This window comes from Buttiauxella ferragutiae, assembly GCF_022637515.1.
GTDB classification, from domain to species: Bacteria; Pseudomonadota; Gammaproteobacteria; order Enterobacterales; family Enterobacteriaceae; genus Buttiauxella; species Buttiauxella ferragutiae.
The window spans coordinates 4,115,994-4,139,944 of record NZ_CP093332.1 but is presented as its reverse complement, the minus strand read 5'-3'; the positions used below and the strand labels follow the sequence as shown (position 1 = coordinate 4,139,944).

At 49.9% G+C, this 23,951-nt stretch carries 21 protein-coding genes; 11 read left to right on the top strand and 10 right to left on the bottom strand.

The window, feature by feature from the left end:
* Positions 1-98 precede the first annotated feature (98 nt).
* Entirely contained in the window at positions 99-590 is a 492-nt protein-coding gene (locus tag MNO13_RS19065; RefSeq protein WP_034457969.1) for a YajQ family cyclic di-GMP-binding protein, read from the top strand.
* Between the two features lie 72 nt (positions 591-662).
* Here the strand turns inward: MNO13_RS19065 and MNO13_RS19060 are convergent, their stop codons facing one another.
* The 8 genes from MNO13_RS19060 to MNO13_RS19025 all read right to left on the bottom strand — a co-directional run bounded on the left by MNO13_RS19060 (position 663) and on the right by MNO13_RS19025 (position 9,518).
* A complete protein-coding gene (locus MNO13_RS19060) occupies positions 663-2,033 on the bottom strand; it encodes an MFS transporter (protein ID WP_121814219.1) in 1,371 nt (456 codons plus the stop codon).
* Positions 2,034-2,151: 118 nt separating this feature from the next.
* Positions 2,152-3,039 carry a heme o synthase gene (gene cyoE / locus MNO13_RS19055; RefSeq protein WP_064549149.1) on the bottom strand — a complete coding sequence of 296 codons (888 nt, stop codon included), beginning with the start codon at positions 3,037-3,039 and terminating at the stop codon, positions 2,152-2,154.
* A gap of 11 nt (positions 3,040-3,050) precedes the next feature.
* The gene (locus tag MNO13_RS19050; RefSeq protein ID WP_064549147.1) at positions 3,051-3,380 is read right to left on the bottom strand and encodes a cytochrome o ubiquinol oxidase subunit IV; all 330 of its coding nucleotides are present in this window, start codon (positions 3,378-3,380) and stop codon (positions 3,051-3,053) included.
* A complete protein-coding gene (locus tag MNO13_RS19045) occupies positions 3,380-3,994 on the bottom strand; it encodes a cytochrome o ubiquinol oxidase subunit III (RefSeq protein WP_064549145.1) in 615 nt (204 codons plus the stop codon). The genes MNO13_RS19050 and MNO13_RS19045 overlap by 1 nt, the downstream gene beginning before the upstream one ends.
* Positions 3,984-5,975, bottom strand: a complete 1,992-nt coding sequence (cyoB, locus tag MNO13_RS19040; RefSeq protein ID WP_241939145.1) for a cytochrome o ubiquinol oxidase subunit I — start codon at positions 5,973-5,975, stop codon at positions 3,984-3,986. The genes MNO13_RS19045 and cyoB overlap by 11 nt, the downstream gene beginning before the upstream one ends.
* 19 nt (positions 5,976-5,994) lie before the next feature.
* Positions 5,995-6,942 carry a cytochrome o ubiquinol oxidase subunit II gene (gene cyoA, locus MNO13_RS19035; RefSeq protein WP_121814217.1) on the bottom strand — a complete coding sequence of 316 codons (948 nt, stop codon included), beginning with the start codon at positions 6,940-6,942 and terminating at the stop codon, positions 5,995-5,997.
* Positions 6,943-7,415: 473 nt separating this feature from the next.
* A complete protein-coding gene (gene ampG, locus MNO13_RS19030; RefSeq protein ID WP_241939144.1) occupies positions 7,416-8,891 on the bottom strand; it encodes a muropeptide MFS transporter AmpG in 1,476 nt (491 codons plus the stop codon).
* Between the two features lie 48 nt (positions 8,892-8,939).
* A complete protein-coding gene (locus tag MNO13_RS19025) occupies positions 8,940-9,518 on the bottom strand; it encodes a lipoprotein (protein ID WP_064549138.1) in 579 nt (192 codons plus the stop codon).
* 305 nt (positions 9,519-9,823) lie between these two features.
* On the opposite strand from MNO13_RS19025, the gene bolA reads away from it, so the two are divergent.
* From bolA to MNO13_RS18980, 9 genes are all read left to right on the top strand, one after another.
* Positions 9,824-10,141 (top strand): transcriptional regulator BolA, encoded by a 318-nt coding sequence (gene bolA / locus MNO13_RS19020; protein WP_064549136.1) that lies wholly within the window; start codon positions 9,824-9,826, stop codon positions 10,139-10,141.
* A 355-nt stretch (positions 10,142-10,496) separates the two neighbouring features.
* On the top strand, positions 10,497-11,795 hold the full coding sequence (gene tig, locus MNO13_RS19015) for a trigger factor (protein ID WP_064549134.1): 1,299 nt from the start codon (positions 10,497-10,499) through the stop codon (positions 11,793-11,795).
* A gap of 318 nt (positions 11,796-12,113) precedes the next feature.
* Positions 12,114-12,737, top strand: a complete 624-nt coding sequence (gene clpP, locus MNO13_RS19010) for an ATP-dependent Clp endopeptidase proteolytic subunit ClpP (protein WP_034457992.1) — start codon at positions 12,114-12,116, stop codon at positions 12,735-12,737.
* Between the two features lie 130 nt (positions 12,738-12,867).
* Positions 12,868-14,142: an ATP-dependent protease ATP-binding subunit ClpX gene (clpX, locus tag MNO13_RS19005; protein ID WP_034457994.1), complete on the top strand. Its 1,275-nt coding sequence runs from the start codon at positions 12,868-12,870 to the stop codon at positions 14,140-14,142.
* Between the two features lie 307 nt (positions 14,143-14,449).
* On the top strand, positions 14,450-16,804 hold the full coding sequence (gene lon, locus MNO13_RS19000) for an endopeptidase La (protein ID WP_064549120.1): 2,355 nt from the start codon (positions 14,450-14,452) through the stop codon (positions 16,802-16,804).
* 211 nt (positions 16,805-17,015) lie between these two features.
* Positions 17,016-17,288, top strand: coding sequence for a nucleoid-associated protein HU-beta (gene hupB, locus MNO13_RS18995; RefSeq protein ID WP_034457998.1), 273 nt, complete (start codon positions 17,016-17,018; stop codon positions 17,286-17,288).
* A 268-nt stretch (positions 17,289-17,556) separates the two neighbouring features.
* Positions 17,557-19,428, top strand: a complete 1,872-nt coding sequence (gene ppiD, locus MNO13_RS18990; RefSeq protein ID WP_064549118.1) for a peptidylprolyl isomerase — start codon at positions 17,557-17,559, stop codon at positions 19,426-19,428.
* Positions 19,429-19,591: 163 nt separating this feature from the next.
* Entirely contained in the window at positions 19,592-19,957 is a 366-nt protein-coding gene (locus MNO13_RS18985) for a helix-hairpin-helix domain-containing protein (protein ID WP_064549132.1), read from the top strand.
* A gap of 123 nt (positions 19,958-20,080) precedes the next feature.
* Entirely contained in the window at positions 20,081-20,479 is a 399-nt protein-coding gene (locus MNO13_RS18980) for a YbgC/FadM family acyl-CoA thioesterase (RefSeq protein ID WP_064549116.1), read from the top strand.
* 33 nt (positions 20,480-20,512) lie between these two features.
* Here MNO13_RS18980 and queC read toward each other — a convergent pair whose 3' ends face one another.
* Together queC and MNO13_RS18970 are read right to left on the bottom strand one after the other, a co-directional pair.
* Entirely contained in the window at positions 20,513-21,208 is a 696-nt protein-coding gene (gene queC / locus MNO13_RS18975) for a 7-cyano-7-deazaguanine synthase QueC (protein WP_064549114.1), read from the bottom strand.
* 78 nt (positions 21,209-21,286) lie between these two features.
* Positions 21,287-22,990 (bottom strand): SgrR family transcriptional regulator, encoded by a 1,704-nt coding sequence (locus tag MNO13_RS18970; RefSeq protein WP_241939143.1) that lies wholly within the window; start codon positions 22,988-22,990, stop codon positions 21,287-21,289.
* 101 nt (positions 22,991-23,091) lie between these two features.
* On the opposite strand from MNO13_RS18970, the gene cof reads away from it, so the two are divergent.
* Positions 23,092-23,913 carry an HMP-PP phosphatase gene (gene cof / locus MNO13_RS18965; RefSeq protein ID WP_064549111.1) on the top strand — a complete coding sequence of 274 codons (822 nt, stop codon included), beginning with the start codon at positions 23,092-23,094 and terminating at the stop codon, positions 23,911-23,913.
* Positions 23,914-23,951 lie beyond the last annotated feature (38 nt).

Sequence of the window (23,951 nt, the reverse complement as noted above, 5' to 3'; positions counted from 1 at the left end):
ATTCTCTATTATACAGGGCTCTGGGCTGCTTTAACGGGTTGTTTTGCTCGGCTCAGCAGGTATTATGCAACGCAACAAGAAGAGAGGGAGAAGAAAGCATGCCATCTTTTGACATCGTGTCTGAAATTGATATCCAGGAAGTACGTAACGCGATTGAAAACGCGGAGCGCGAGGTTGCAACTCGTTTTGACTTCCGTAATGTGCCAGCAACGTTTGAACTGAATGAGAAAAATCAGTCCATTAAAGTTGCCAGCGAGTCTGATTTCCAGGTTAACCAACTGTTGGATATTCTTCGTGCCAAGCTACTCAAGCGCGGTATCGAAGGGGCTTCAATTGATGTGCCGGAAGAGTTTGTGCACAGCGGTAAAACCTGGAGCGTGGAAGCTAAGCTCAAGCAGGGCATTGAATCTGCTATCGCCAAGAAAATCGTCAAGCTGATTAAAGACAGCAAGGCCAAAGTTCAGGTGCAGATTCAGGGTGAAGAACTGCGCGTAACGGGCAAGTCTCGCGACGATTTACAGGCCGCAATGGCGCTGGTTCGTGGTGGTGATTTGGGTCAGCCGTTCCAGTTTAAGAACTTCCGCGATTAAAGCTCGCCCTCACCCCGGCCCTCTCCCGCAGGAGAGGGGGAAAAAAATATTCCCTCTCCCTCAGGGAGAGGGTTAGGGTGAGGGTTGTTTTACCAACTGCTCAATCTCAAACCTGTTCGTCAGCTTACTGTCGATCTTCACGTAAGCGCTGCGCTCCTGCGCAATAATATTCACTTCACTTACGCCCGCTTGAGCCAGCAAACGCTGCTTCAAAGATTCATCGGCGGCGACATCTTCAGGCAGCTCAACTCGTAGGCTGGCGACATAAGGTGGTTCTGTCATGGTGCTACTGACCAGCAGCCATATCATTGCCAGTAATGCTCCCGCCAGGAAGACGGTTTGCGAATCAAACAAGCCATCAATCCAGCCACCCAACGAACCGCCAATCGCCACGCCCAGGAACTGGCTGGTGGAGTAAATCCCCATCGCCGTACCTTTGTAACCCGCTGGCGATTCTTTACTGATCAGCGAAGGTAAAATCGCTTCCATCAGGTTAAAGGCGAGGAAGAACAACTGCACACCCAACACCAGTTCCCAGAAGTGCGGGCCTGAGCCCCAAAGCACGATTTCAGCAATCAGCAGCAGTGCCACGCAGCCAACAAACACGCGCTTCATGCGGCGTTTTACTTCTGCATAAATGATAAAAGGCACCACCGATGCAAAAGCAATAAGCATGGTGCAGAGGTAAATTTTCCAGTGCTCAGCCGCCGGGAAACCGGCTTGTTCGAGCTGGCCCGGAAGGGCGACAAACGTCGACATCAACATAATGTGCAGGCACATGATGCCAAAGTTGAGCTTGAGTAATTTCGGCTCTGCCAGCACTTTGCTAAAGCAGCCTTTGACCATGCCTGACTCGCGGTTCAGCACATGATTTTTGGAATTTGGCACCACCAATAGAGTTATCAGAATGCCGCAGGCTGCCAGAATCGCAATCATCCAGAACAAAGCATTTAAGCCAAGGCTATGAGTAATGATTGGGCCGAGGACCATCGCAATGGCGAACGTAACCCCAAAACTCACACCGATAAACGCCATCGCTTTGGTTCGGTTTTGCTCACGGGTTAAATCAGAAAGCAGTGCCATGACGGCTGCGGCAATGGCACCCGAGCCTTGCAACGCACGGCCAAGGATCACGCCCCAGATAGATTCAGAAAGTGCGGCAATCACGCTGCCGAGAACGAAAATCAGCAAGCCGCCAATAATCAGCGGTTTGCGGCCAATGCGGTCAGAAAGCAGGCCAAAAGGGATCTGGAAGATAGCTTGCGCCAGGCCATAAATACCGATGGCGATGCCAATCAGTGCTTCGCTTGCGCCCTGTAAGGCCATCCCATAAGTAGTAAGAACGGGCAGCACCATAAACATGCCGAGCATGCGCAGTGAAAAGACCGTGCCTAAACCCCACGTCGCACGTAACTCGACGGGCGTCATTTTATAATCGTTCATTACCACCTCAGATAAAATGCAGGCCTTAGTGTAGTGCGTGGGTAAAGGGGGGTAAATGGATACATTGATAGTACTAATAAAAAAGGGCACCGAAGTGCCCTTTTATCAGGTTCAGAACTTACCAGACGTAAGTCAGCAGATTATGTGAATCTGGCACCATGAAATCGACCGACATCATCACGCTCAGTGAAGTGATAGCGACGATGGAAAAGACGAACAGTTTGCGCGCCCAGACTTTATCGTCTTCCACTTTATATCCGCGTAATGCCATGCCCAACCACCAGACGCTCACCGCAGCAGCTACCACCAGATATTTATACCCAGCGTAACCACCCAGAGTCAGCATCAGCGTGGCAACAGCGAACGCAATGATATACAGCGTGATGTGGTTCTTGGCGACCGAAATCCCTTTAACCACTGGCAACACCGGAATGTTAGCAGCCTGGTAATCTTTAAAGCGGAAGATGGCAATCGCATAGGAATGCGGCATCTGCCACAGGCTAAAGATAGCCAGCAGGATCAAAGCACCGGTGTCAAACTCGCCGGTCACCGCACAGTAACCAATCACTGGCGGTGCTGCACCGGAAAGGCTGCCAATCAGTGTGCCGTAGACAGATTTGCGCTTCATGTACAGGCTATAAACGCCGACATAAACCACAAAGCCCATCACGCCTAACCACATGGCTAGCGGATTAGCACCAAACCACAGCAGCATGAAGCCAGCAATACCCAACAAGGTGGCGTATACCAGCGAGGTTTTCGGCGCAATCAGGCCTTTGACCAGAACCCTGTTCTTGGTTCGCTCCATCTTGCGGTCGATGTCACGGTCGATGAAGTTGTTATATACACAACCCGACGCCACGACCAACGACACCCCAACAAGAGTGGAGATGAACAGGGAATAATCAATGCTGCCCTTTGAGGCCAGTAAAAATCCCCCAATGACAGAAATTAAATTGCCGAAAATAATTCCTGGTTTAGTGACTTGTAGGTACCGCTTCATCATATAGGCTGCTCTTAGTGAACCATCATGTTCTGGTTGAGGTTCCACATAATCCAGATAGAGCCGACCACCAGAATGGCTATTATCAGTGCGGTAAAGACAAAGGCCACCAGGTTCCAACGCTCTTCAGAAGAGGTATTCATGTGCAGGAAGCACACCAGGTGAACCAAAATCTGTACCACGGCACTAACGAGTACCGTGCCGAGAATCACGGCATGGGAGGCTGTTCCTGACATCACCATCCAGAACGGGATTGCCGTTAGGATTATCGACAGGATAAAGCCGGTCAGATACGTTTTAACGCTACCGTGGTGGGCGCCTGCGTGTTCAGTTGAATGACTCATTACATCGCCCCCATCAGATAAACAACAGAGAATACGCAGATCCATACTACGTCCAGGAAGTGCCAGAACAAGCTCAGGCACATCAGGCGAGTACGGTTAGCGCTGGTCAGGCCGCGACGGTAGACGTGGAACATCATCAACGCCATCCAGACCAGACCAGAAGTCACGTGCAGACCGTGCGTTCCGACCAGGGCAAAGAAGCCTGACAGGAAGCCGCTACGATCCGGCCCGAAACCTTCTTTAATCAGGTGATGGAATTCATAGATTTCCATCCCGACGAAGCCCGCACCAAACAGGAAAGTCAGCGCCAGCCAGGAGATAACCTGGCTCTTGTTGTCTTTGTTCATGGCGATGATCGCCATGCCGTAAGTGATGGAGCTGAACAACAGCAGGGCAGTTTCGACCAGCACAAACGGCAGTTCGAAAATGTCTTTCCCTGCCGGGCCGCCGGCAGTGCCGTTCACCAGAACAGCATAAGTAGCAAACAAGCAACAGAACAGAATGCAGTCGCTCATCAGGTAGATCCAGAAACCAAAGACCTTATTGGTTCCTGCATCGTGATGCCCATGCTCAGCGGCGTGGGCGTTAGCGTGAGTGAGAGTTTCAGTTGACATTTTTCAGCCCTGCTTTGGTAATTTCATCGAAATGCTGGTTTTCCAGTTTTTCGACTTCCGCAACCGGAACGTAGTAATCCACATCTTCGTCGAAGCTTTTCGCAATCCAGGTGATGATGATGCCGGCAAAGCCAACAATCGCCAGCCACCAGATGTGCCAGATCATCGCGAAACCAAACACGGTAGCGAACGCGGCAATAATGATGCCCGCAGCGCTGTTACGTGGCATATGAATTTCTTCATAATGCGCTGGCTGTTTGTACGCTTCGCCTTTCTCTTTCATTTCCCAGAATGCATCACGCTCATGAACGTGTGGCAAGTGGGCAAAGTTGTAGAACGGAGGAGGGGAGGAGGTTGCCCACTCCAGCGTACGGCCACCCCACGGGTCACCGGTCAGGTCGCGGTTCTGCTCACGGTCACGAATTGAGACGTAGAACTGAATCAGCTGGCACAGGATGCCCACAGCAATCAGCGCGGCACCACAAGCTGCAACAACCAGCAGAGTGTGGAACTGCGGATCAATCTGCTGGCTCAGACGACGGGTCATACCCATGAAGCCCAGCACGTACAACGGCATAAATGCTACGAAGAAACCGATGATCCAGAACCAGAAGGCGCGCTTGCCCCAGGTTTCATTCAGCGTGAAGCCAAAGGCTTTTGGCCACCAGTAAGTCAGGCCTGCGAAGCAACCGAATACCACACCACCGATAATCACGTTATGGAAGTGAGCAATCAGGAACAGACTGTTATGCAGGACGAAGTCAGCACCCGGAACCGCTAACAGAACACCGGTCATGCCACCGATAGAGAAGGTGACGACGAAACCAATGGTCCACAGCATTGCGGAGTTGAACTCAATACGGCCTTGATACATGGTGAACAGCCAGTTGAAGATCTTCACCCCGGTCGGGATGGCGATAATCATGGTGGCGATACCAAAGAAGGCGTTAACGTTCGCGCCGCTGCCCATGGTGAAGAAGTGGTGCAGCCAAACGATGAACGACAGTACCGTAATCGCGATGGTCGCCCACACCAGAGAGGTGTAACCGAACAGGCGTTTTTTCGAGAATGTCGCAACCACTTCAGAGAACACACCAAACACCGGCAGCACCAGAATATAAACTTCCGGATGGCCCCATGCCCAGATGAGGTTGATATACATCATCATGTTGCCACCCATATCATTGGTAAAGAAATGGGTGCCAAGGTAGCGGTCAAGGGTTAACAGTGCGACGGTCACGGTGAAGATTGGGAATGCCGCGATAATCAGTACGTTGGTACACAGCGAAGCCCAGGTAAACACCGGCATTTTGAACATTGTCATGCCAGGCGTACGCATATTAAGGATAGTAACGAAGAAGTTAATACCCGTTAATGTCGTACCAATACCCGAGAGTTGCAGTGCCCATATCCAGTAGTCGACGCCGACCCCCGGACTGTATTCAATGCCTGATAGCGGTGGATAAGCCACCCAACCGGTTTGCGCGAATTCACCTACCCCAAGAGACAGGTTAACCAGCACCACACCCACAACGGTGAACCAGAAGCTCAGGTTGTTCAGGAATGGGAAGGCTACGTCACGCGCACCAATCTGCAACGGCACGACAACGTTCATCAGGCCGATAACAAATGGCATCGCTACGAAGAAGATCATGATTACGCCGTGGGCGGTAAAGATCTGGTCGTAGTGATGAGGTGGCAGGAAGCCTGCTTCTCCGGCGGAGGCCAGCACTTGCTGACTACGCATCATGATGGCATCGGCAAAGCCACGCAGCAGCATGACGATAGCGACGATCACATACATGATGCCGAGGCGTTTGTGGTCAACCGAGGTGAACCACTCTTTCCATAAATATTCCCACTTACCGAAGTAAGTGATAGCTGCAACTAGCGCCAGTCCCCCGACGATAATTGCTGCCACCGTAACCATGATAATGGGTTCATGGTATGGGACTGAATCCAGTGTAAGTTTTCCGAACATCGTATTATTCCTCGGCCCCTTAGTGAGAGGTTTCCGCGTGACTCATGTCCATGCCTTCCATACCTTCATGTGCTGCGTGCTCACCTTCTGGCTGGGTCATGTCCATGCTCTTCCCGTGTCCCATGAATTTGTTAATAACGTCTTTAAACAAATCAGGTTTAACAGCGGAGAAGTATTCGACTTTGTTGTATTCGCTTGGTGCTGCAAGCTTCTCGTAAGTCGCCATGTCATTCATGACTTCTGGAGATTGTTTCGCTTTAGCAACCCATTGGTTAAAGGTATCCATATCCGGTGTGGCGATAGCCTTAAACTTCATACCGGAGAAACCTTTACCGCTGTAGTTAGACGAAATACCGTCGTAGGTGCCTGCTTCGTCTGCAATCAGGTGCAATTTAGTCTGCATACCTGCCATTGCGTAGATCTGGCTACCCAGTTGCGGAATAAAGAAGGAGTTCATCACCGAGTTAGAAGTGATTTTGAATTCCACCGGGGTGTTGGCCGGGAAGGCAATTTCATTAACCGTTGCAATACCTTGCTCTGGATAGATGAAGAACCATTTCCAGTCCATAGCGATAACTTCGATGGTCACCGGCTTCGCATCGTGAACAAGCGGTTTGCTTGGCTCAAGAGCGTGCGTGGTTTTCCAGGTTAGTACCGCGAGGAAGATGACGATAAGGATAGGAATCGTCCAGACCACAGCTTCAACTTTGTTCGAGTGCGACCAGTTGGGGCTGTATTTGGCGTTTTTGTTTGAAGCACGATACTTCCAGGCAAAACCGATAGCCATTGCGATAGCGGGTATAACGACTATCAACATCAGCCCAATAGCTGTCAGTATCAATGAACGTTGTTCCAGTCCAATTTGTCCTTTGGGGTCCAGAAGCGCAGAATCACAGCCACTCAGTAAAAAAGTGCCTGTAATTAATGCCAACCATCCCAAACTTTTATTGTATTTCCTGAGTCTCATTTAACGACCTCAATTCCGGGGAGCTCTAATTGTCGTTTAAAGTGTGAAGGCATTTTACGGGAAGGTTACATTACTGTAAACATGAATGGCGTAGTGTCAGTAGGGTGTTACCGGGTTCTGCCAACAATGTCACATAGAATGCAACAAACTGTAAAATATCGAGATAGCCCGCAGGCTGGCTGAGTTATAACGAAAACCTGCTTTGTCACAAATAGTACAGGTTAATTGGTATAACCAATCATTTTAATAAACATAATTTTAACAAATTAGCATCAATTGCTAAACGAAATGATCTACAAATTTATTTAACCAAAAGCTGAATCGGTTAAAGGCAGGGGGGAAATAATTTTCCTGCTAATAATGTAAAAAAAGAGTTTTGCTGACGAGAAATAATTCACCCCAGACAATGTTGTGTGTTAATCGAACAATATAGTTACACACCGAAACTTATTATTTTTATTTACCTACGACTTCTACATTAAAGCTGTTTTCCGTAAGGCCAGGTAATCAAGTAACCCGCCAAACACAATCCCACCGATAGCAAACAACGCTCCCCACTCCAGGAACTGAATGTTGAACGCCCAATTAGTCAGACCCGTAGCGTTGGTAATCAACACCACAAGCCAGACCGCCAGAAGTGCACAACCTAGCATTAACGCTCTTAGCGCAATGCGATAGGCTGAAGAAAACTCGCTTCGCGGTAAGAAACTATCGTTATTCTGGGTGTATTCCAGCGTGGTTCTGCAAACCAACAGGAGCAGGATGCCCGGCACTGCTGCAACAACGGAGAATAAATAAAACGTCGGCCAGCCCTGAGCTTCAACGAACCAACCGGCTATCGGCCCCACGTAAACTCGCCCTACGGCGGAGAGTGCAGATAGCAGCGCAAATTGGGTCGCAGAAAACGATTTATTACATAACGTCATCAGCAGCGCGACAAATGCTGCTGTGCCCATACCGCCACAGAGATTTTCAAAGAAGACCGCTGAAGCCATGCTGATCATATGCTTATCGGTTATCGACAGGAGCCAATAACCCGCGTTGGAAACCCCCTGTAAAATGCCAAATATTAGCAGGGCGCGGAACAGCGACAGGCGCTGCATCAAAATGCCGCCGTACAAGGCACCGATAATGGTGGCAATCAGACCCAGTGATTTATTCACCATGCCGACTTCACCCGCGTCAAAACCCACACCACGGATCAAAAATGTGGTGGTTAAACTCATGGCGAATGCATCGCCAAGTTTGTACATCACAATCAGCAGCAGAATGAGCCACGCATTGTTGCGACCAAAAAAATCACGCAGCGGGGCGACGACTGCTTGTTCCAGGCTTCTGGGAACCGGTATCACGTCAGTCGGTTCTGGGGCCAGTAAAGTTGCGATGATACATGGCAACATCAGTGCCGCCATCAGCCAGTACATGCCTTGCCAGCCGAGGTATCTGTCGGCAAGCCAGAGCGCTAAACCACCAGAAACTAACATCGCCAGGCGGTAGCCCAACACGCTGATTGCCGCGCCTGTACCCCGTTCTTCGGCCGGGAGAACATCGGTTTTCCAGGCATCAAAGACGATATCTTGCGAGGCAGAGCAAAAAGCAATAATAACGGCCAGTGCCGCCATCCACCGCAATTGCGAACCGGGTTCCAGAAAACCCATACCGGCAATCGCAACCAACAGCAGTATCTGTGTAATCAGCAACCAACCACGCCGCCGACCGAGCAGCGGTGGCGTATATCTGTCCATCACTGGCGACCACAGGAACTTAAACACATAGGCTTGCCCGACGAGCGAGAAGAAACCAATGGTTTTAAGATCGATGTTCTCAACCGTCATCCATGCCTGAAGTGTGCCGGAGGTGAGAGCGAGAGGGAGGCCAGAAGCAAAGCCTAAAATCAACAGGATGGCTGATTTAGGCTGCTGAAAAAGACGAAGATAATGGTTGGGCATACTTTGCTCTGCAGCCAGCCCGCATGACACGGGCTGGTGGGGTATTAATTAACGAGCGTTCTGCTTAATAAAGTCATGAACGCTGGTGTCCTGGGCCATATCAGCAATGGTATCAGTCAATACAGAGTTTACTGCATTGGCGATATTCTTGTTGGTCGCCTGGAAAGCACCTTCTACGTTGTAATTAGAACGGTAGTTTTTGTTCAGCTTGTTGCCATTTTTCGCCGTCGCAATAATCATGATGTCAGCTTTGGTGGCGATGTTGTAACGCACGCTGCCCTGAGACACGTCAGCATACAATTGGTTTACGATGATTTGCAGGTCAACCGGGCTGCTTGGCCCAACCATATAACCACGAGCAGTCATCTGTTTTTCCAGCACTTCTTGCAGCAGGAAACGCAGGTCACGTGATGGAGTCAACGTCACTAATTGGTTATCGCGGCTGACTTTTGCCAGAGCCTGGTCTTTGCGCTGATCTGCACCATTGATACTTACAGTTACGCCCATCAGGCTTGGATCTTGCTGTGGCAGGCTGATAGTTGGAGAAACATCAATGGTGGTTGGTGGTGTTGCGCAGCTGGCCAGCATAAAAATGGCAACCAACGGGAAGAATAATTTTTTTAACATGTTCGCTATCTCAATGTACTCAAGGGGCAGGCAGATAAAAAATCACGCCATCATAACACTGCGGATGCCCAGTGGAAGCAGTTAACGCACGTAATTTCATCGCGTTGCGCTTTTTCTGAGCGGTTGCAAAGCAATCTGACCATTTTGGTCTCGATTAGTGCCGTAATCACATTAAGCTACAGGGGCTTGGGTAAGAAAATCAGACGAAAGCTAAATAATTGTTGTTATTCTGTTATTAAAACGGCAAAAAGCGGCTAACATTTAAAGGGATGAGTGGCATCTCTACGCAGTCGAGGAGAAAGTTCATGATGATACGCGAGCAAATAGAATCAAAATTAAGGGCAGCGTTTGAACCCGTGTTCCTGGAAGTCGTGGATGAAAGCTATCGTCACAATGTCCCGGCGGGTTCGGAGAGCCATTTCAAAGTGGTTCTTGTGAGTGACCGTTTCGCCGGCGAGCGTTTTTTAAATCGCCATCGAATGATTTACGGCACCTTAAGTGCTGAACTCTCTACCACTGTTCATGCGTTGGCTCTGCACACCTACACCATTAAGGAATGGGAAGGGTTGCAGGATACGATTTTCGCCTCTCCACCTTGCCGTGGAGCAGGAACAATCGCCTGAAGTTAACCTTCAGGCTTGCAACTGAGGGAACTTTTCCTTTATGTTGCGGTATATGAATCGTGTTTTATAAACGGCCTGCGGGCCGTTTTGTTTTGTCTGAAATAGCCGTTGTTAACGCAAGGCTTGGGCAATAAATCCAAAAGAACTGTGAAAAGGGCCGCAGCAACACTGTGTTGCCGTTCTCGACTCACCTTGGTGATGCCGCTATAATGCTGCGTCTTATTTTTCGGAATGTCTTCGGGACGATTCTGACGACAGGGAATGTGATTCTGATTCAGAAGGCATCCCGGTTCTGTGAAGCGCAATTGAGCGTTTCCAGAGTTGACCGAGCACTGTGATTTTTTGAGGTAACAAGATGCAAGTTTCAGTTGAAACCACTCAGGGCCTTGGCCGCCGTCTCACGATTACTATCGCTGCAGACAGCATCGAAACCGCTGTAAAAAGCGAGCTGGTCAACGTGGCAAAGAAAGCCCGTATCGACGGTTTCCGTAAAGGAAAAGTGCCGATGACTGTTATCGCACAACGCTATGGCGCTTCTGTTCGCCAGGACGTGTTGGGCGAACTGATGAGCCGCAACTTCGTTGACGCGATCATCAAAGAAAAAATCAATCCAGCTGGTGCACCGAACTACGTTCCAGGCGAATACAAACTGGGCGAAGACTTCACCTACGCGGTTGAGTTTGAAGTGTACCCAGAAGTTGAGCTGCAAGGTCTGGAAGCAATCGAAGTTGAAAAACCGGTTGTTGAAGTGACTGACGAAGACGTTGATGCAATGCTGGACACCCTGCGTAAACAGCAAGCGACCTGGAAAGATTCAGAAGCTGCTGCAACTGCAGAAGACCGCGTAACTATCGACTTCACCGGTTCTGTTGACGGCGAAGTATTCGAAGGCGGCAAAGCATCTGACTTCGTACTGGCAATGGGCCAGGGTCGTATGATCCCAGGCTTCGAAGACGGTCTGGTTGGTCACAAAGCTGGCGAAGAATTCACTATCGAAGTGACCTTCCCGGAAGATTACCACGCTGAAAACCTGAAAGGTAAAGCGGCTAAGTTCGACATCGTTCTGAAGAAAGTTGAAGAGCGTGAACTGCCAGAATTTACTGAAGAATTCATCAAGCGCTTTGGCGTTGAAGATGGTTCTGTTGCAGGCCTGCGTACCGAAGTGCGTAAAAACATGGATCGTGAGCTGAAAGGCGCTGTGCGTAACCGCATCAAGTCTCAAGCAATCGACGGTCTGGTTGACGCGAACAATATCGACGTTCCAGCAGCACTGATCGACAGCGAAATCGACGTTCTGCGTCGCCAGGCTGCACAGCGTTTTGGTGGCAACGAGAAACAAGCGCTGGAACTGCCACGTGAATTGTTCGAAGAACAAGCTAAACGTCGCGTAGTTGTTGGCCTGCTGCTGGGCGAAGTGATTCGTACCCATGAGCTGAAAGCTGACGAAGAACGCGTTAAAGGTCTGATCGAAGAAATGGCTTCTGCCTACGAAGATCCGACTGAAGTTATCGAGTTCTACGGCAAAAACAAAGAACTGATGGACAACATGCGTAATGTTGCTCTGGAAGAACAAGCTGTTGAAGCCGTACTGTCTAAAGCGAAAGTGTCTGAAAAAGCGACTACCTTTAGCGAACTGATGAACCAGCAAGCGTAAGCATAATTTTTGGCATCATCGCCAAAATATTGCTGCATCAAGCCCGTCACCTACTGGTGGCGGGCTTTTTTTATCAGTGACTCTCTGAAAACCCATCAATAAAACGCAGTTTCAGGGTTAGCGTAACAAGAAAAGGTTGTTATGCTTGAAACAGGGTAAGCTCATCCCCATAAATACGGGTATGGCTCAAACATGGATCCCTGACTGATAATCCGTCCAGATAAGGTGATAGGCGGCAAGGAGCGTAGTCTTCTTTTGGCGCCTCAAGTAGAATCAGTGCAGCAGGTATCGAAGGCAAAATTATTCCAGGAGACGGAAATGTCATACAGTGGCGAAAGAGATCAATTTGCACCCCATATGGCCCTGGTGCCGATGGTTGTTGAACAGACATCGCGTGGCGAACGTTCATACGATATCTATTCCCGTCTGCTCAAGGAACGTGTCATCTTTATGACAGGCCAGGTCGAAGACCATATGGCTAATCTGATTGTGGCGCAGATGCTGTTTTTGGAAGCTGAAAACCCAGAAAAAGACATCTATCTCTACATCAACTCACCAGGTGGTGTCATTACCGCTGGTATGTCTATCTACGATACGATGCAATTTATTAAACCAGATGTCAGCACTATCTGTATGGGACAAGCCTGTTCAATGGGCGCCTTCCTGCTGACCGCTGGGGCTAAAGGTAAGCGTTTCTGCTTGCCGAACTCACGAGTGATGATTCACCAGCCGCTGGGTGGCTATCAGGGCCAGGCAACGGATATCGAAATCCATGCGCGCGAAATTCTGAAAGTGAAAGCTCGTATGAACGAACTCATGGCGCAACATACTGGTAAGTCTCTGGAAGAAATCGAAAGAGACACCGAGCGTGACCGTTTCCTCGCGGCAAGCGAGGCGGTAGAGTACGGATTAGTTGACTCAATCCTGACTCACCGTAGCTAACGCCCGAAAACAGTGAGCCGTATACTATAGTTGAAGTAGCGGCTCATAGCGCGCTTACGATTGGCTGCGCCGTAGAATGGCACTTGTGCCGTCCAGTACGGTGCAAAGAAACAGAAAAGAGGTTTTACCGATGACAGATAAGCGCAAAGACGGTTCAGGCAAATTACTGTACTGCTCTTTTTGCGGCAAAAGCCAGCATGAAGTGCGTAAACTGATTGCCGGGCCGTCAGTGTATATCTGCGATGAGTGTGTCGATTTATGTAACGACATTATTCGCGAAGAGATTAAAGAAGTCGCGCCGCATCGCGAACGTAGTGCGCTGCCGACTCCGCATGAAATCCGTCACCATCTCGATGATTACGTCATCGGTCAGGAACAGGCTAAGAAAGTCCTGGCGGTTGCGGTTTATAACCATTACAAACGTCTGCGTAACGGCGACAGCACCAACGGTATCGAACTGGGCAAAAGTAACATTTTGCTCATCGGGCCGACCGGTAGCGGGAAAACCCTGCTGGCTGAAACCCTGGCGCGTTTGCTGGATGTTCCATTCACCATGGCTGATGCCACAACGTTAACCGAAGCGGGTTACGTGGGTGAAGATGTCGAAAACATCATCCAGAAACTGCTACAGAAGTGCGATTACGATGTGCAGAAAGCACAGCGCGGTATCGTGTATATCGATGAGATCGACAAAATCTCCCGCAAATCTGATAACCCGTCCATCACCCGTGATGTGTCTGGTGAAGGTGTGCAGCAGGCGTTGCTGAAACTTATCGAAGGTACTGTTGCGGCGGTTCCACCACAGGGTGGCCGTAAGCATCCACAACAAGAATTCTTGCAGGTTGATACCTCTAAGATTCTGTTTATCTGTGGCGGTGCATTTGCAGGGCTGGATAAAGTTATTGCTAACCGCGTTGAAACCGGTTCAGGCATTGGCTTTGGTGCGACCGTAAAAGGTAAATCTCAGAAGGCGACCGAAGGCCAGTTGTTAGGCCAGGTTGAGCCAGAAGATTTGATCAAGTTTGGTCTGATCCCTGAGTTTATCGGCCGTCTGCCAGTGGTTGCTACGCTGACCGAACTGAGCGAAGAAGCGCTGATTCAAATCCTGAAAGAGCCGAAAAACGCCCTGACCAAGCAGTACCAGGCGTTGTTCAATCTGGAAGGCGTGGATCTGGAATTCCGCGACGAAGCACTGGATGCGATTGCTAAGAAAGCAATGGCACGTAAAACGGGTGCTCGTGGTCTGCGTTCCATCGTAGAAGGCGCATTGCTGGATACCATGTACGACCTTCCTTCTATGGAAGATGTCGAGAAAGTGGTGATTGACGAGTCCGTCATCGACGGTCAAAGCAAACCATTATTAATTTATGGTAAGCCGGAAGCACAACAAGCATCCGGTGAATAATTCGCCAAAATAACCAGTCAGTTAGTATAAAAAGGGGGATTTATATCCCCCTTTTGCTTTTCCTTCATTCCTGGCATTGAATGCTCTGGAAACATCCCCATATACTGACTTACTTGTTGGTGATGTCATGATATTCGTCATCCTTCAAACCGCAGGTGCGTTGACTGCACCCACTCGCTCCAGTCACATAGTCAACTATGCTACTGGAGATTCGTGGTCTGGTCGCCTTGCTGCAATTTGAATGATTTAGAATATAGACTGAGGCATCGCCCCATCACCAGGCGGACCTTAACTAAGAGAGAGCTCTATGAATCCTGAGCGTTCTGAACGCATTGAAATCCCCGTATTGCCGTTGCGCGATGTGGTGGTTTATCCGCACATGGTAATTCCACTGTTTGTCGGGCGAGAAAAATCCATTCGTTGCCTGGAAGCGGCCATGGATCATGATAAAAAAATCATGCTGGTGGCGCAGAAAGAAGCCTCGACAGATGAGCCAGGTATCAATGACCTGTTCTCAGTGGGGACCGTGGCATCCATCCTGCAAATGCTGAAACTGCCAGACGGCACGGTAAAAGTGCTGGTTGAAGGGTTACAGCGTGCGCGTATTACCACGCTTTCTGACAACGGTGACCATTTCTCAGCCCAGGCTGAGTACCTGAATTCGCCAGCTATCGAAGAGCGCGAACAGGAAGTGTTGGTACGCACCGCAATTGGGCAGTTTGAAGGCTATATCAAACTGAACAAAAAAATCCCGCCAGAAGTGCTGACATCGTTGAACAGCATTGACGATCCTGCGCGTCTGGCAGACACCATCGCGGCCCACATGCCATTGAAACTGACTGACAAACAGTCCGTTCTTGAGATGTCTGATATTAACGAACGTCTTGAATATCTGATGGCCATGATGGAGTCAGAAATCGATCTGCTGCAGGTTGAGAAACGTATTCGCAACCGTGTTAAAAAGCAGATGGAAAAGAGCCAGCGTGAGTACTATCTGAATGAGCAAATGAAAGCGATTCAGAAAGAACTCGGCGAAATGGACGACGCTCCTGACGAAAATGAAGCGCTAAAACGCAAAATCGACGCGGCTAAAATGCCGAAAGAGGCGCGTGAAAAAACCGAAGCGGAACTGCAAAAACTGAAAATGATGTCGCCAATGTCTGCGGAAGCAACCGTAGTTCGTGGTTATATCGATTGGATGGTGCAGGTACCGTGGAATGCGCGCAGCAAAGTGAAAAAAGATCTGCGTCAGGCGCAGGAAGTCCTCGATACCGATCATTACGGCCTTGAGCGTGTGAAAGATCGTATCCTGGAATACCTCGCAGTCCAGAGCCGCGTTAACAAGCTCAAAGGGCCAATCTTGTGCCTGGTTGGGCCTCCAGGTGTAGGTAAAACCTCACTGGGTCAGTCCATCGCTCGTGCGACCGGGCGTAAATATGTGCGCATGGCTTTGGGTGGCGTACGTGACGAAGCTGAAATTCGTGGGCATCGTCGTACTTACATCGGTTCCATGCCGGGCAAATTGATTCAGAAAATGGCTAAAGTGGGCGTTAAAAACCCATTATTCCTGTTGGATGAAATCGATAAAATGTCCTCAGACATGCGTGGCGATCCGGCATCTGCACTTCTGGAAGTTCTTGATCCAGAACAGAACGTGGCGTTCAACGACCACTATCTGGAAGTAGATTACGATCTGAGCGACGTGATGTTTGTAGCAACGTCAAACTCCATGAACATTCCGGCACCGCTGCTGGATCGTATGGAAGTGATTCGTCTGTCCGGTTACACCGAAGACGAAAAACTGAACATTGCTAAACAGCATCTGTTGACCAAGCAAATCGAACGTAACGCATTGAAGAAAGGTGAGCTGACGGTTGAAGACAGCGCCATTAGCGGCATTATCCGTTATTACACCCGTGAAGCGGGTGTGCGTAGTCTGGAACGTGAAATCTCCAAACTATGCCGTAAAGCGGTTAAACAGCTGCTGCTGGATAAAACGCTCAAGCACATCACCATCAACGGCGATAACCTGAAAGATTTCCTTGGCGTGCAGCGCTTTGACTATGGCCGTGCAGAGAGCGAAAACCGTGTAGGGCAGGTAACAGGCCTTGCGTGGACCGAAGTAGGTGGTGATTTACTGACCATTGAAACCGCATGTGTGCCGGGCAAAGGCAAATTAACTTACACCGGTTCTTTGGGTGAAGTTATGCAGGAATCTATCCAGGCTGCGTTGACCGTGGTGCGTGCGCGTGCAGAGAAATTGGGCATTAATGCTGATTTCTACGAAAAACGCGACATCCACGTTCACGTACCGGAAGGTGCAACACCGAAAGATGGCCCAAGTGCGGGTATTGCGATGTGTACTGCGCTGGTATCTTGCCTGACAGGTAACCCTGTTCGTGCAGATGTGGCGATGACCGGTGAAATTACGCTGCGTGGTCAGGTTCTGCCAATCGGTGGTTTGAAAGAAAAACTGCTCGCGGCACACCGTGGTGGAATTAAAACTGTTCTGATTCCGGATGAAAATAAACGTGATCTGGAAGAGATTCCTGACAATGTTATCGCCGATCTGGATATCCATCCGGTGAAGCGCATCGAGGAAGTTTTGGCTCTTGCATTGCAAAACGAACCCTACGGAATGCAGGTTGTAACTGCAAAATAGTGACCTGACGCATATTCGGTCAATAAAATCAGAGCTGGCTGGTGAATTGTCACTTGCCAGCTTTTTTTTGTATCGCTACTTTAGACTGCTGGTGAGGCATGTCCTGAACAACGGGTGTTGTAAGGGCATGACAGGCCTGATATAACTGCTGCGCGGTCGCACTTTGAAGGATATCTGGTGCGATATAAATTATAAAGAGAGGAAGAGAAGAGTGAATAAATCTCAACTGATAGACAAAATTGCCGCAGGTGCTGATATTTCTAAAGCCGCGGCTGGACGTGCATTAGACGCTGTGATTGCTTCTGTTACCGAATCTCTGCAGTCCGGGGAAGACGTGGCACTGGTTGGCTTTGGAACTTTTGCTGTTCGTGAACGTGCTGCCCGTACTGGCCGTAACCCACAAACAGGTAAAGAAATCACCATCGCGGCTGCAAAAGTACCAGGCTTCCGTGCTGGTAAAGCGCTGAAAGAAGCTGTTAACTGATATATCGCGAGCCCTAACCTGCGTGATTCGGGTTGAATGATGACGGGGATATAGGGCAAGTCGAGTAAAGTTAGGTCAGGGCGCATCGTTAGATGTGCCTTTTTTTATGGCTGATGCCTAATTTTGCGCATGTTTGATGATTTGAACCCATTTTCTTGTCACAATACCCGCTTGCACACAGCGGCACAGCAGTACGCATATTCAGGGATGCCCATTTAGCGGCTGCGCTGGGTTTACCATTCACACTACAGTGGAGTGTTGTTACACCATGATGGACAATTTACGTACGGCGGCAAACAGCCTCGTAATCAAGATAATTTTCGGCATCATTATCGTGTCATTCATTTTGACTGGCGTGAGTGGCTACCTGATTGGCGGTAGTGCCAACTATGCCGCAAAAGTGAATGGTCAAGAAATCAGCCGTGGTCAGTTTGAAAACGCCGTTGCTAGCGAACGTAATCGTCAACAGCAGCAACTGGGCGAACAGTACTCTGTGCTGGCTGGCAACGAAGGCTACATTAAGCAGATGCGTCAGCAGGTGCTGTCACGCATGGTTGATGAAGCATTAATGGATCAATACGCCAAACACCTTGGCCTTGGTATCAGCGACGAACAAATCAAACAAGCCATCTTTAAAGAGCCGGCATTCCAGAACAACGGCAAGTTTGATAACGCGCGTTATACCTCCATCCTCAACAACATGGGCATGACACCCGATCAATACGCGCAGGCACTTCGCAATCAACTGACCACTCAGCAACTGATTAACGCCGTCGTTGGCACCGATTTCATGCTGACCGGTGAAACTGATGAGCTGGCAGCCCTGGTATCACAGCAGCGTGTCGTTCGTGAAGCCACAATTGATGTGAACGCACTGGCTGCAAAGCAAGAAGTTACCGAGCAGGAAATTAACTCCAGCTACGAGCAAAACAAAAACAACTACATCGCTCCTGAGCAATTCCGGGTCAGCTACATCATGCTTGATGCGGCGTCTCAGAAAGTGGAAGTCGCAGATGCTGATATCCAGTCGTACTACGACCAGCATCAGGACGAGTTCACTCAGCCTCAGCGTAATCGCTACAGCGTGATTCAGACCAAAACTGAAGCCGAAGCTAAAGCGGTGCTTGATGAGCTGAGCAAAGGTGCTGACTTTGCTGCACTGGCTAAAGAAAAATCTGCGGACATCATCTCTGCACGTAAGGGTGGTGACATGGGTTGGCTGGAGCCAGGCACTACACCGGACGAGCTGAAAAATGCAGGTCTGAAAGACAAAGGCCAGCTTTCTGGTGTGATCAAATCTTCTGTTGGTTTCCTGGTTGTCCGCCTCGACGACGTTCAGCCTGCGCAAACCAAACCGCTGTCTGAAGTAAAAGACGCGATTACGGCGAAAGTGAAGCAAGATAAAGCGGTTGATGCTTACTACGCGCTGCAACAGAAAGTAAGCGACGCGGCAAGCAACGATAACGAATCTCTGGCAAGTGCTGAAAAAGTCGCTGGCGTTAAAGCGGTTGAGACTGGCTGGTTCGGTCACGATAACTTACCGGCAGAGCTGAACTTCAAACCGGTTTCAGATGCTATTTTCAATGGTGCTCTGGTCGGTGCTAACGGTACGCCAGGAAGCAACTCTGACATCATTACCGTTGAGGGTGACCGTGCTTTCGTGGTGCGTGTAGCAGAACATAAAGCAGAAGCAATTAAACCGTTAGCTGAAGTTCGTGAGCAGGTTATCGCACAGGTTAAACACCAAAAAGCTGAGCAACAAGCGAAGCTGAATGCAGATAAAATCCTGAACGAACTGAAACTGGGTAAAGGCGACGAAGCGATGAAAGTTGCAGGTTTGAGCTTCGGTTCCGCAAAAACGCTGGCGCGTACTGGCCAGGACCCAATCAGCCAGGCTGCTTTCACTCTGCCATTACCAGCTAAAGACAAGCCTTCCTTCGGCGTGGCTAACGACATGCAGGGTAACGTTGTTCTGTTAGCGGTCGATGAAGTTAAACCCGGTGATATGCCAGCTGAGCAGAAAAAAGCAATGGTACAAGGTATCACCCAGAACAATGCCCAAATTGCTTTCGAAGCGTTGATGACCAATCTGCGCAAAGAAGCCAAAATCAAGATGGGCGACAGCATCGAACAGCAGTAACGTTCTTCGGCGTTGCTCGCACTCCAGTGCAACGCTCTGCAACATTCAAAGGCCGCTTTCGCGGCCTTTTCCACATTTGAAGATTGCCATTTGCCCCTGTTTTTCCCTCCCGTTAAGGTTAATTCGCTGTCAACACACAAGGAGGAACAGCATGAAAACAGGAATCAAAAGCGGAATGAAAGCAGTCTGCATTGCGGTAGCTCTTATCGGTGCCAGCGCGTGCTCTCTGGCTACAGCAGCACCGGCTGCCGTCAAAAATGAAGCGGCTCAGCAACAAAGCGATAAAACCCCAGCCGCACCTGTCACCACCGCGAAGCAAGGTGATGCCGACGATGGCGTAGTAAGTATTAACACTGCCAGTGCAGAAGCTATGGCGCAGGCGATGAATGGTGTGGGGCTGAAGAAAGCTCAGTCGATTGTGAGCTATCGTGAAGAGTACGGCCCATTTAAGGCGATTGAGCAATTACAGGAGGTGCCAGGGATTGGCAGCGCGTTAGTCGAACGCAATCTGTCTCGCATTAAGCTCTGACGGATTAGCCCCGTTACTCGCATACGTTAAAAAGTTTGCTATGCTAAATGACAGGTCATACCAGTTTGGTGTGGCCTGTTTACTTCACCTGATGACCAAAACTAAAAATAGGGTTTTAGCGCTATGCAAACACAAATCAAAGTTCGGGGTTACCATCTTGATTTCTATCAGCATGTTAACAATGCCCGCTACCTTGAGTTCCTTGAAGAAGCCCGTTGGGAAGGGCTGGAGAACGCAGCGGGTTTCCAATGGATGACGGCCCACAACATTGCGTTCATCGTGGTAAACATCAATATTAACTACCGCCGTCCGGCAGTGCTTGGTGATGTATTACGCATTGAAAGCTCCCTGCAACAACTCAATGGCAAAAGCGGTGTTTTAAGCCAGGTGGTTAAACTTGAGCCTGAAGGCGAGGTTGTGGCGGACGCGCTGCTGACATTCGTGTGTATCGATTTGAAAACTCAGAAGTCGGTGCCGCTGGAAGGAGAACTGCGCGAGAAGTTAGTGCAGATGATGGAATAACTGATGGGGCGTGGCAAAACCACGCCCGCTGAATTACTTCAGACCCGTTTTCTGCTTCATGGCGGCCATGACCGCAGATTTATCTGCCAGGTAATGGTTTAACCCGTTAGCCCGCAGGTTGCAGGCCGCACACTCACCGCAGCCATCCCCCTGAATGCCGTTGTAACAGGTCAGGGTTTGCTGGCGTACCAAATCCAGTTGCTGCCAGTAATCTGCCAGCGCCCAGGTTTCTGCTTTATCCAGCCACATCAGCGGCGTTTCAAAACGAATATCCCGCGCCATACCGAGGCTGACTGCATGATTGAGCGCTTTCACGAATTCATCGCGGCAATCCGGGTAACCTGAGAAATCAGTTTCGCAAACGCCGGTAATCACCGCTTCCGCTTCAACCTGATAGGCATAAATCGCGGTTAGCGTCAGGAACAGAATATTACGACCGGGTACGAAAGTGCTTGGAATGCCATTTTCTGTCGGATCGTAATTGGGCACCGGGATGCTGTCACGCGTCAGGCTGCTGACAGCCAGTTCGTTCAGCAAAGTGACATCGAGAACTTTATGCGCACGCGCGCCCAGTTTCAGAGCAAGCTCACGGGCAACGTCAATCTCAGCACGGTGGCGCTGGCCATAATCAAACGTCACACAGTGGACTTCATCATACTGTTGTAATGCCTGAATCAGGCAGGTTGTGGAGTCCTGGCCACCACTAAAGACGACAACTGCACGTTTCATGTGTAATCCTGTTAAACAACTAAAAATATATGGTAACGCGTGGGCGTATGGCTGCCCAGCTCCTTGACGCCATTGTTTTCAAACCATGGTCGGTGGCGGTAACCACGCCTGAGTAAAATCGAACCAACCCCAGGCGTTCAATTCAATGCCATTTACACCTGGCGGCGCACTAATCTGGTAACGGTAATTAAACAGTGGCGACACGATGGCATCGCGCATTAATGCGCTGAACACTTCTTGCAAACCTGTATTGCGGGCATTTTCGTCGGGGTGGATTTGCACGGTATCGAGTGTTGCCTGCAAATGGGTGTACTGGTTTTCAGTCAGAACCGCAGGCCACAGCACATCGCTGCGTAACCACTGCTCCAGCGTGTAGACCGGTGCCTCGCCAATTAACCGGTCGCCCATCATTAAATCAGCTTCAGCTAACGCATCACACCCGGTCCAGTTTTTCGCGTCGTGGAAGACTAGCGTTAATTCACAACCTAAGGCAGCAAGAGATGTTTTAAGCTGCTGGGCCATCACGTGCAATTCAACCGGCAAATGATAAAGCAGCGTCACTTGTGGCGGCAGAGCAACCGCGTCGCACTGAGTCCACTCGGGAATTTTCCAGCCGGGGATCATCTCAACGCTTGGCATAATCAGCGATTCATCGACGGGCAGGCTGGCGATCAACTGTTGCTGGTGGATTACCTGCATCAGAAAGCGCGCCTGCTCTGGTGACAAGTTGCTGTTTTGCTTCACTGCCAGATAACAAAAGCCGAGGCTGATGCTATTGCTGACAGGGCGAAGATGGACCAGTTCATCTTGTTGCCCAATGGCAATTTGCACCGGATGGCGGCAACTGGTGCCTAGTTCGGTGTCGAACAATTGTGGGGTAATCCAGTATTCCACTGCTTTGAGTAACGGATGGCCGAGATGGTAAGACTCAAAGCTCTCGATGCGTACCAGACTCTCTTTATAGCTGCTGATGCGAAATGGCCCGCAGCCGATTTGGTCATCTTCTGGGTGGGCCAGGCGGCTGCAATAACTCGCCAGCCGATGAGCCAGCCAGTAGTCGGGGCTATGCAGCACAAAACGGATGCATTGCGTATGGGCGAGCTCAATGCTTTTCACGCTGACAAACAGATGCCGCATTGTCGGAAGTGCCAGCAGCATCATTAAACGTTGCTGTAATTGCGTGCTTTCCACTGGCTCGCCGTTGTGCCAGTGAAGTGTGGAGCGAATAAAAAAGTTCCAGTTCAGGCCGTCTTCGGAGACTTCCCAATGATGAGCAAGGTCAGGTTGTGGGAGCGTGCCAGAGGAGGTGAATCGGGTGAGGCCAGCAAAGATTTGCCCAGCTAAATGCTGCTCGGCACGACCTGGCAGAAAACCCGGCTGCAAAGGTTCTAGCGGACGATAATAGGGAATACGTAGCGTCGGCGTATCATTTTGCCACTGCCCACCTAAAAATGGTTGCAGCAAATGGCGCAGTTGTTCCGGTGCGATCTGCGCCAGTTCGAGCGCATTCTGATGCTGTCCTTTGTGCAACACCTGTTCCATCATTCCTGAACGAACGCTTTCCGGCGTCACCAAAAATGTCAGGGTGCCGCGTTTCCCGCGCCCGGACTTCGCCTCCCAGGTTAACCACCCCGCATCCTGTAGCTGATTGAGCAACGTTCGCACATGGCGTTCACTGCAAAAACAGCGAGCGGCCAAATCCGCTACGGTGACGTGTTGAATTTCCCCCGCCGAGGGTTGCCACAAACGTTGAAATTGGTTGAGTCGATTGAGTAGTCGCATAGTTAAACCCGGAACAATTTTAAAAAAGTATTCACTATTAGTTCCGTATATACCAGGTGATACTGCCAGCTGTGTTTTAGTCGTCACAAATCGGGGTAAACATGGCTCGTCTGGCTGCATTTGATATGGATGGTACGTTGTTAATGCCCAATCATCTTTTGGGCGAAGAAACGGTGCGTACCCTAAACCGGTTGCGCGATGAACGCCAGATGACACTCGCATTTGCCACGGGTCGCCATGTGCTGGAAATGCGCCATGTCCTGAACAAACTCTCACTGGAAGCGTTTTTGATAACCGGCAACGGGACACGCATTCACTCAACGGAAGGCGAACTTCTGCACCGCCAGGATCTTGCAGCAGAGGCAGCGGAAACCGTGATTCACGGGCAGTGGGAAACCCAGGCTAGCCTGCACGTGTTTAATGACACCGGCTGGTTAACGGAATATGCAGTTGGGGAAATGCTCAACGCCCACGTTTACAGCGGCTTTAGCCCGAAAATTGTTGATGTAAAACGCATCCCTTCTGATGAAGTGACGAAGACCTGTTTCTGTGGCCCGCACGATGACCTGCTACGGCTGAAAGTTCAACTGGAAGAGGCGCTGGGTGACCGCGCGTTTCTCTGTTTCTCGGCGGTAGATTGCTTAGAAGTGTTACCGGTGGGCTGCAACAAAGGCTCGGCGCTGAAGGTATTAAGTCAGCATCTTGGCCTGACGATGAAAGATTGTATGGCATTTGGCGACGCGATGAACGACCGCGAAATGCTCTCAAGCGTGGGTCATGGATTAATCATGGGCAACGCGATGGCACAACTGAAAGCAGATTTACCGCATTTACCTGTTATTGGTCATTGCCAAAAACAGGCCGTTTCTCATTATTTGACTCATTGGCTTGATACACCAAACCTCACTTATTCCCCCGAATGATAAGGCATTAAGCCAGCCGGGCATTAGCCCGGCTTTTT

What these genes read in the sequence shown, in the direction of transcription:
- bolA (WP_064549136.1), top strand. Translation starts at nt 9,824, where the DNA reads ATGATGATACGCGAGCAAATAGAATCAAAATTAAGGGCAGCGTTTGAA.
- cyoE (WP_064549149.1), bottom strand. Translation starts at nt 3,039, where the DNA reads ATGATGAAGCGGTACCTACAAGTCACTAAACCAGGAATTATTTTCGGC.
- MNO13_RS18970 (WP_241939143.1), bottom strand. Translation starts at nt 22,990, where the DNA reads ATGCGACTACTCAATCGACTCAACCAATTTCAACGTTTGTGGCAACCC.
- MNO13_RS19025 (WP_064549138.1), bottom strand. Translation starts at nt 9,518, where the DNA reads ATGTTAAAAAAATTATTCTTCCCGTTGGTTGCCATTTTTATGCTGGCC.
- queC (WP_064549114.1), bottom strand. Translation starts at nt 21,208, where the DNA reads ATGAAACGTGCAGTTGTCGTCTTTAGTGGTGGCCAGGACTCCACAACC.
- MNO13_RS19065 (WP_034457969.1), top strand. Translation starts at nt 99, where the DNA reads ATGCCATCTTTTGACATCGTGTCTGAAATTGATATCCAGGAAGTACGT.
- clpX (WP_034457994.1), top strand. Translation starts at nt 12,868, where the DNA reads ATGACAGATAAGCGCAAAGACGGTTCAGGCAAATTACTGTACTGCTCT.
- MNO13_RS19060 (WP_121814219.1), bottom strand. Translation starts at nt 2,033, where the DNA reads ATGAACGATTATAAAATGACGCCCGTCGAGTTACGTGCGACGTGGGGT.
- tig (WP_064549134.1), top strand. Translation starts at nt 10,497, where the DNA reads ATGCAAGTTTCAGTTGAAACCACTCAGGGCCTTGGCCGCCGTCTCACG.
- MNO13_RS19045 (WP_064549145.1), bottom strand. Translation starts at nt 3,994, where the DNA reads ATGTCAACTGAAACTCTCACTCACGCTAACGCCCACGCCGCTGAGCAT.
- cyoB (WP_241939145.1), bottom strand. Translation starts at nt 5,975, where the DNA reads ATGTTCGGAAAACTTACACTGGATTCAGTCCCATACCATGAACCCATT.
- MNO13_RS18980 (WP_064549116.1), top strand. Translation starts at nt 20,081, where the DNA reads ATGCAAACACAAATCAAAGTTCGGGGTTACCATCTTGATTTCTATCAG.
- MNO13_RS19050 (WP_064549147.1), bottom strand. Translation starts at nt 3,380, where the DNA reads ATGAGTCATTCAACTGAACACGCAGGCGCCCACCACGGTAGCGTTAAA.
- ppiD (WP_064549118.1), top strand. Translation starts at nt 17,557, where the DNA reads ATGATGGACAATTTACGTACGGCGGCAAACAGCCTCGTAATCAAGATA.
- clpP (WP_034457992.1), top strand. Translation starts at nt 12,114, where the DNA reads ATGTCATACAGTGGCGAAAGAGATCAATTTGCACCCCATATGGCCCTG.
- cyoA (WP_121814217.1), bottom strand. Translation starts at nt 6,942, where the DNA reads ATGAGACTCAGGAAATACAATAAAAGTTTGGGATGGTTGGCATTAATT.
- cof (WP_064549111.1), top strand. Translation starts at nt 23,092, where the DNA reads ATGGCTCGTCTGGCTGCATTTGATATGGATGGTACGTTGTTAATGCCC.
- ampG (WP_241939144.1), bottom strand. Translation starts at nt 8,891, where the DNA reads ATGCCCAACCATTATCTTCGTCTTTTTCAGCAGCCTAAATCAGCCATC.
- lon (WP_064549120.1), top strand. Translation starts at nt 14,450, where the DNA reads ATGAATCCTGAGCGTTCTGAACGCATTGAAATCCCCGTATTGCCGTTG.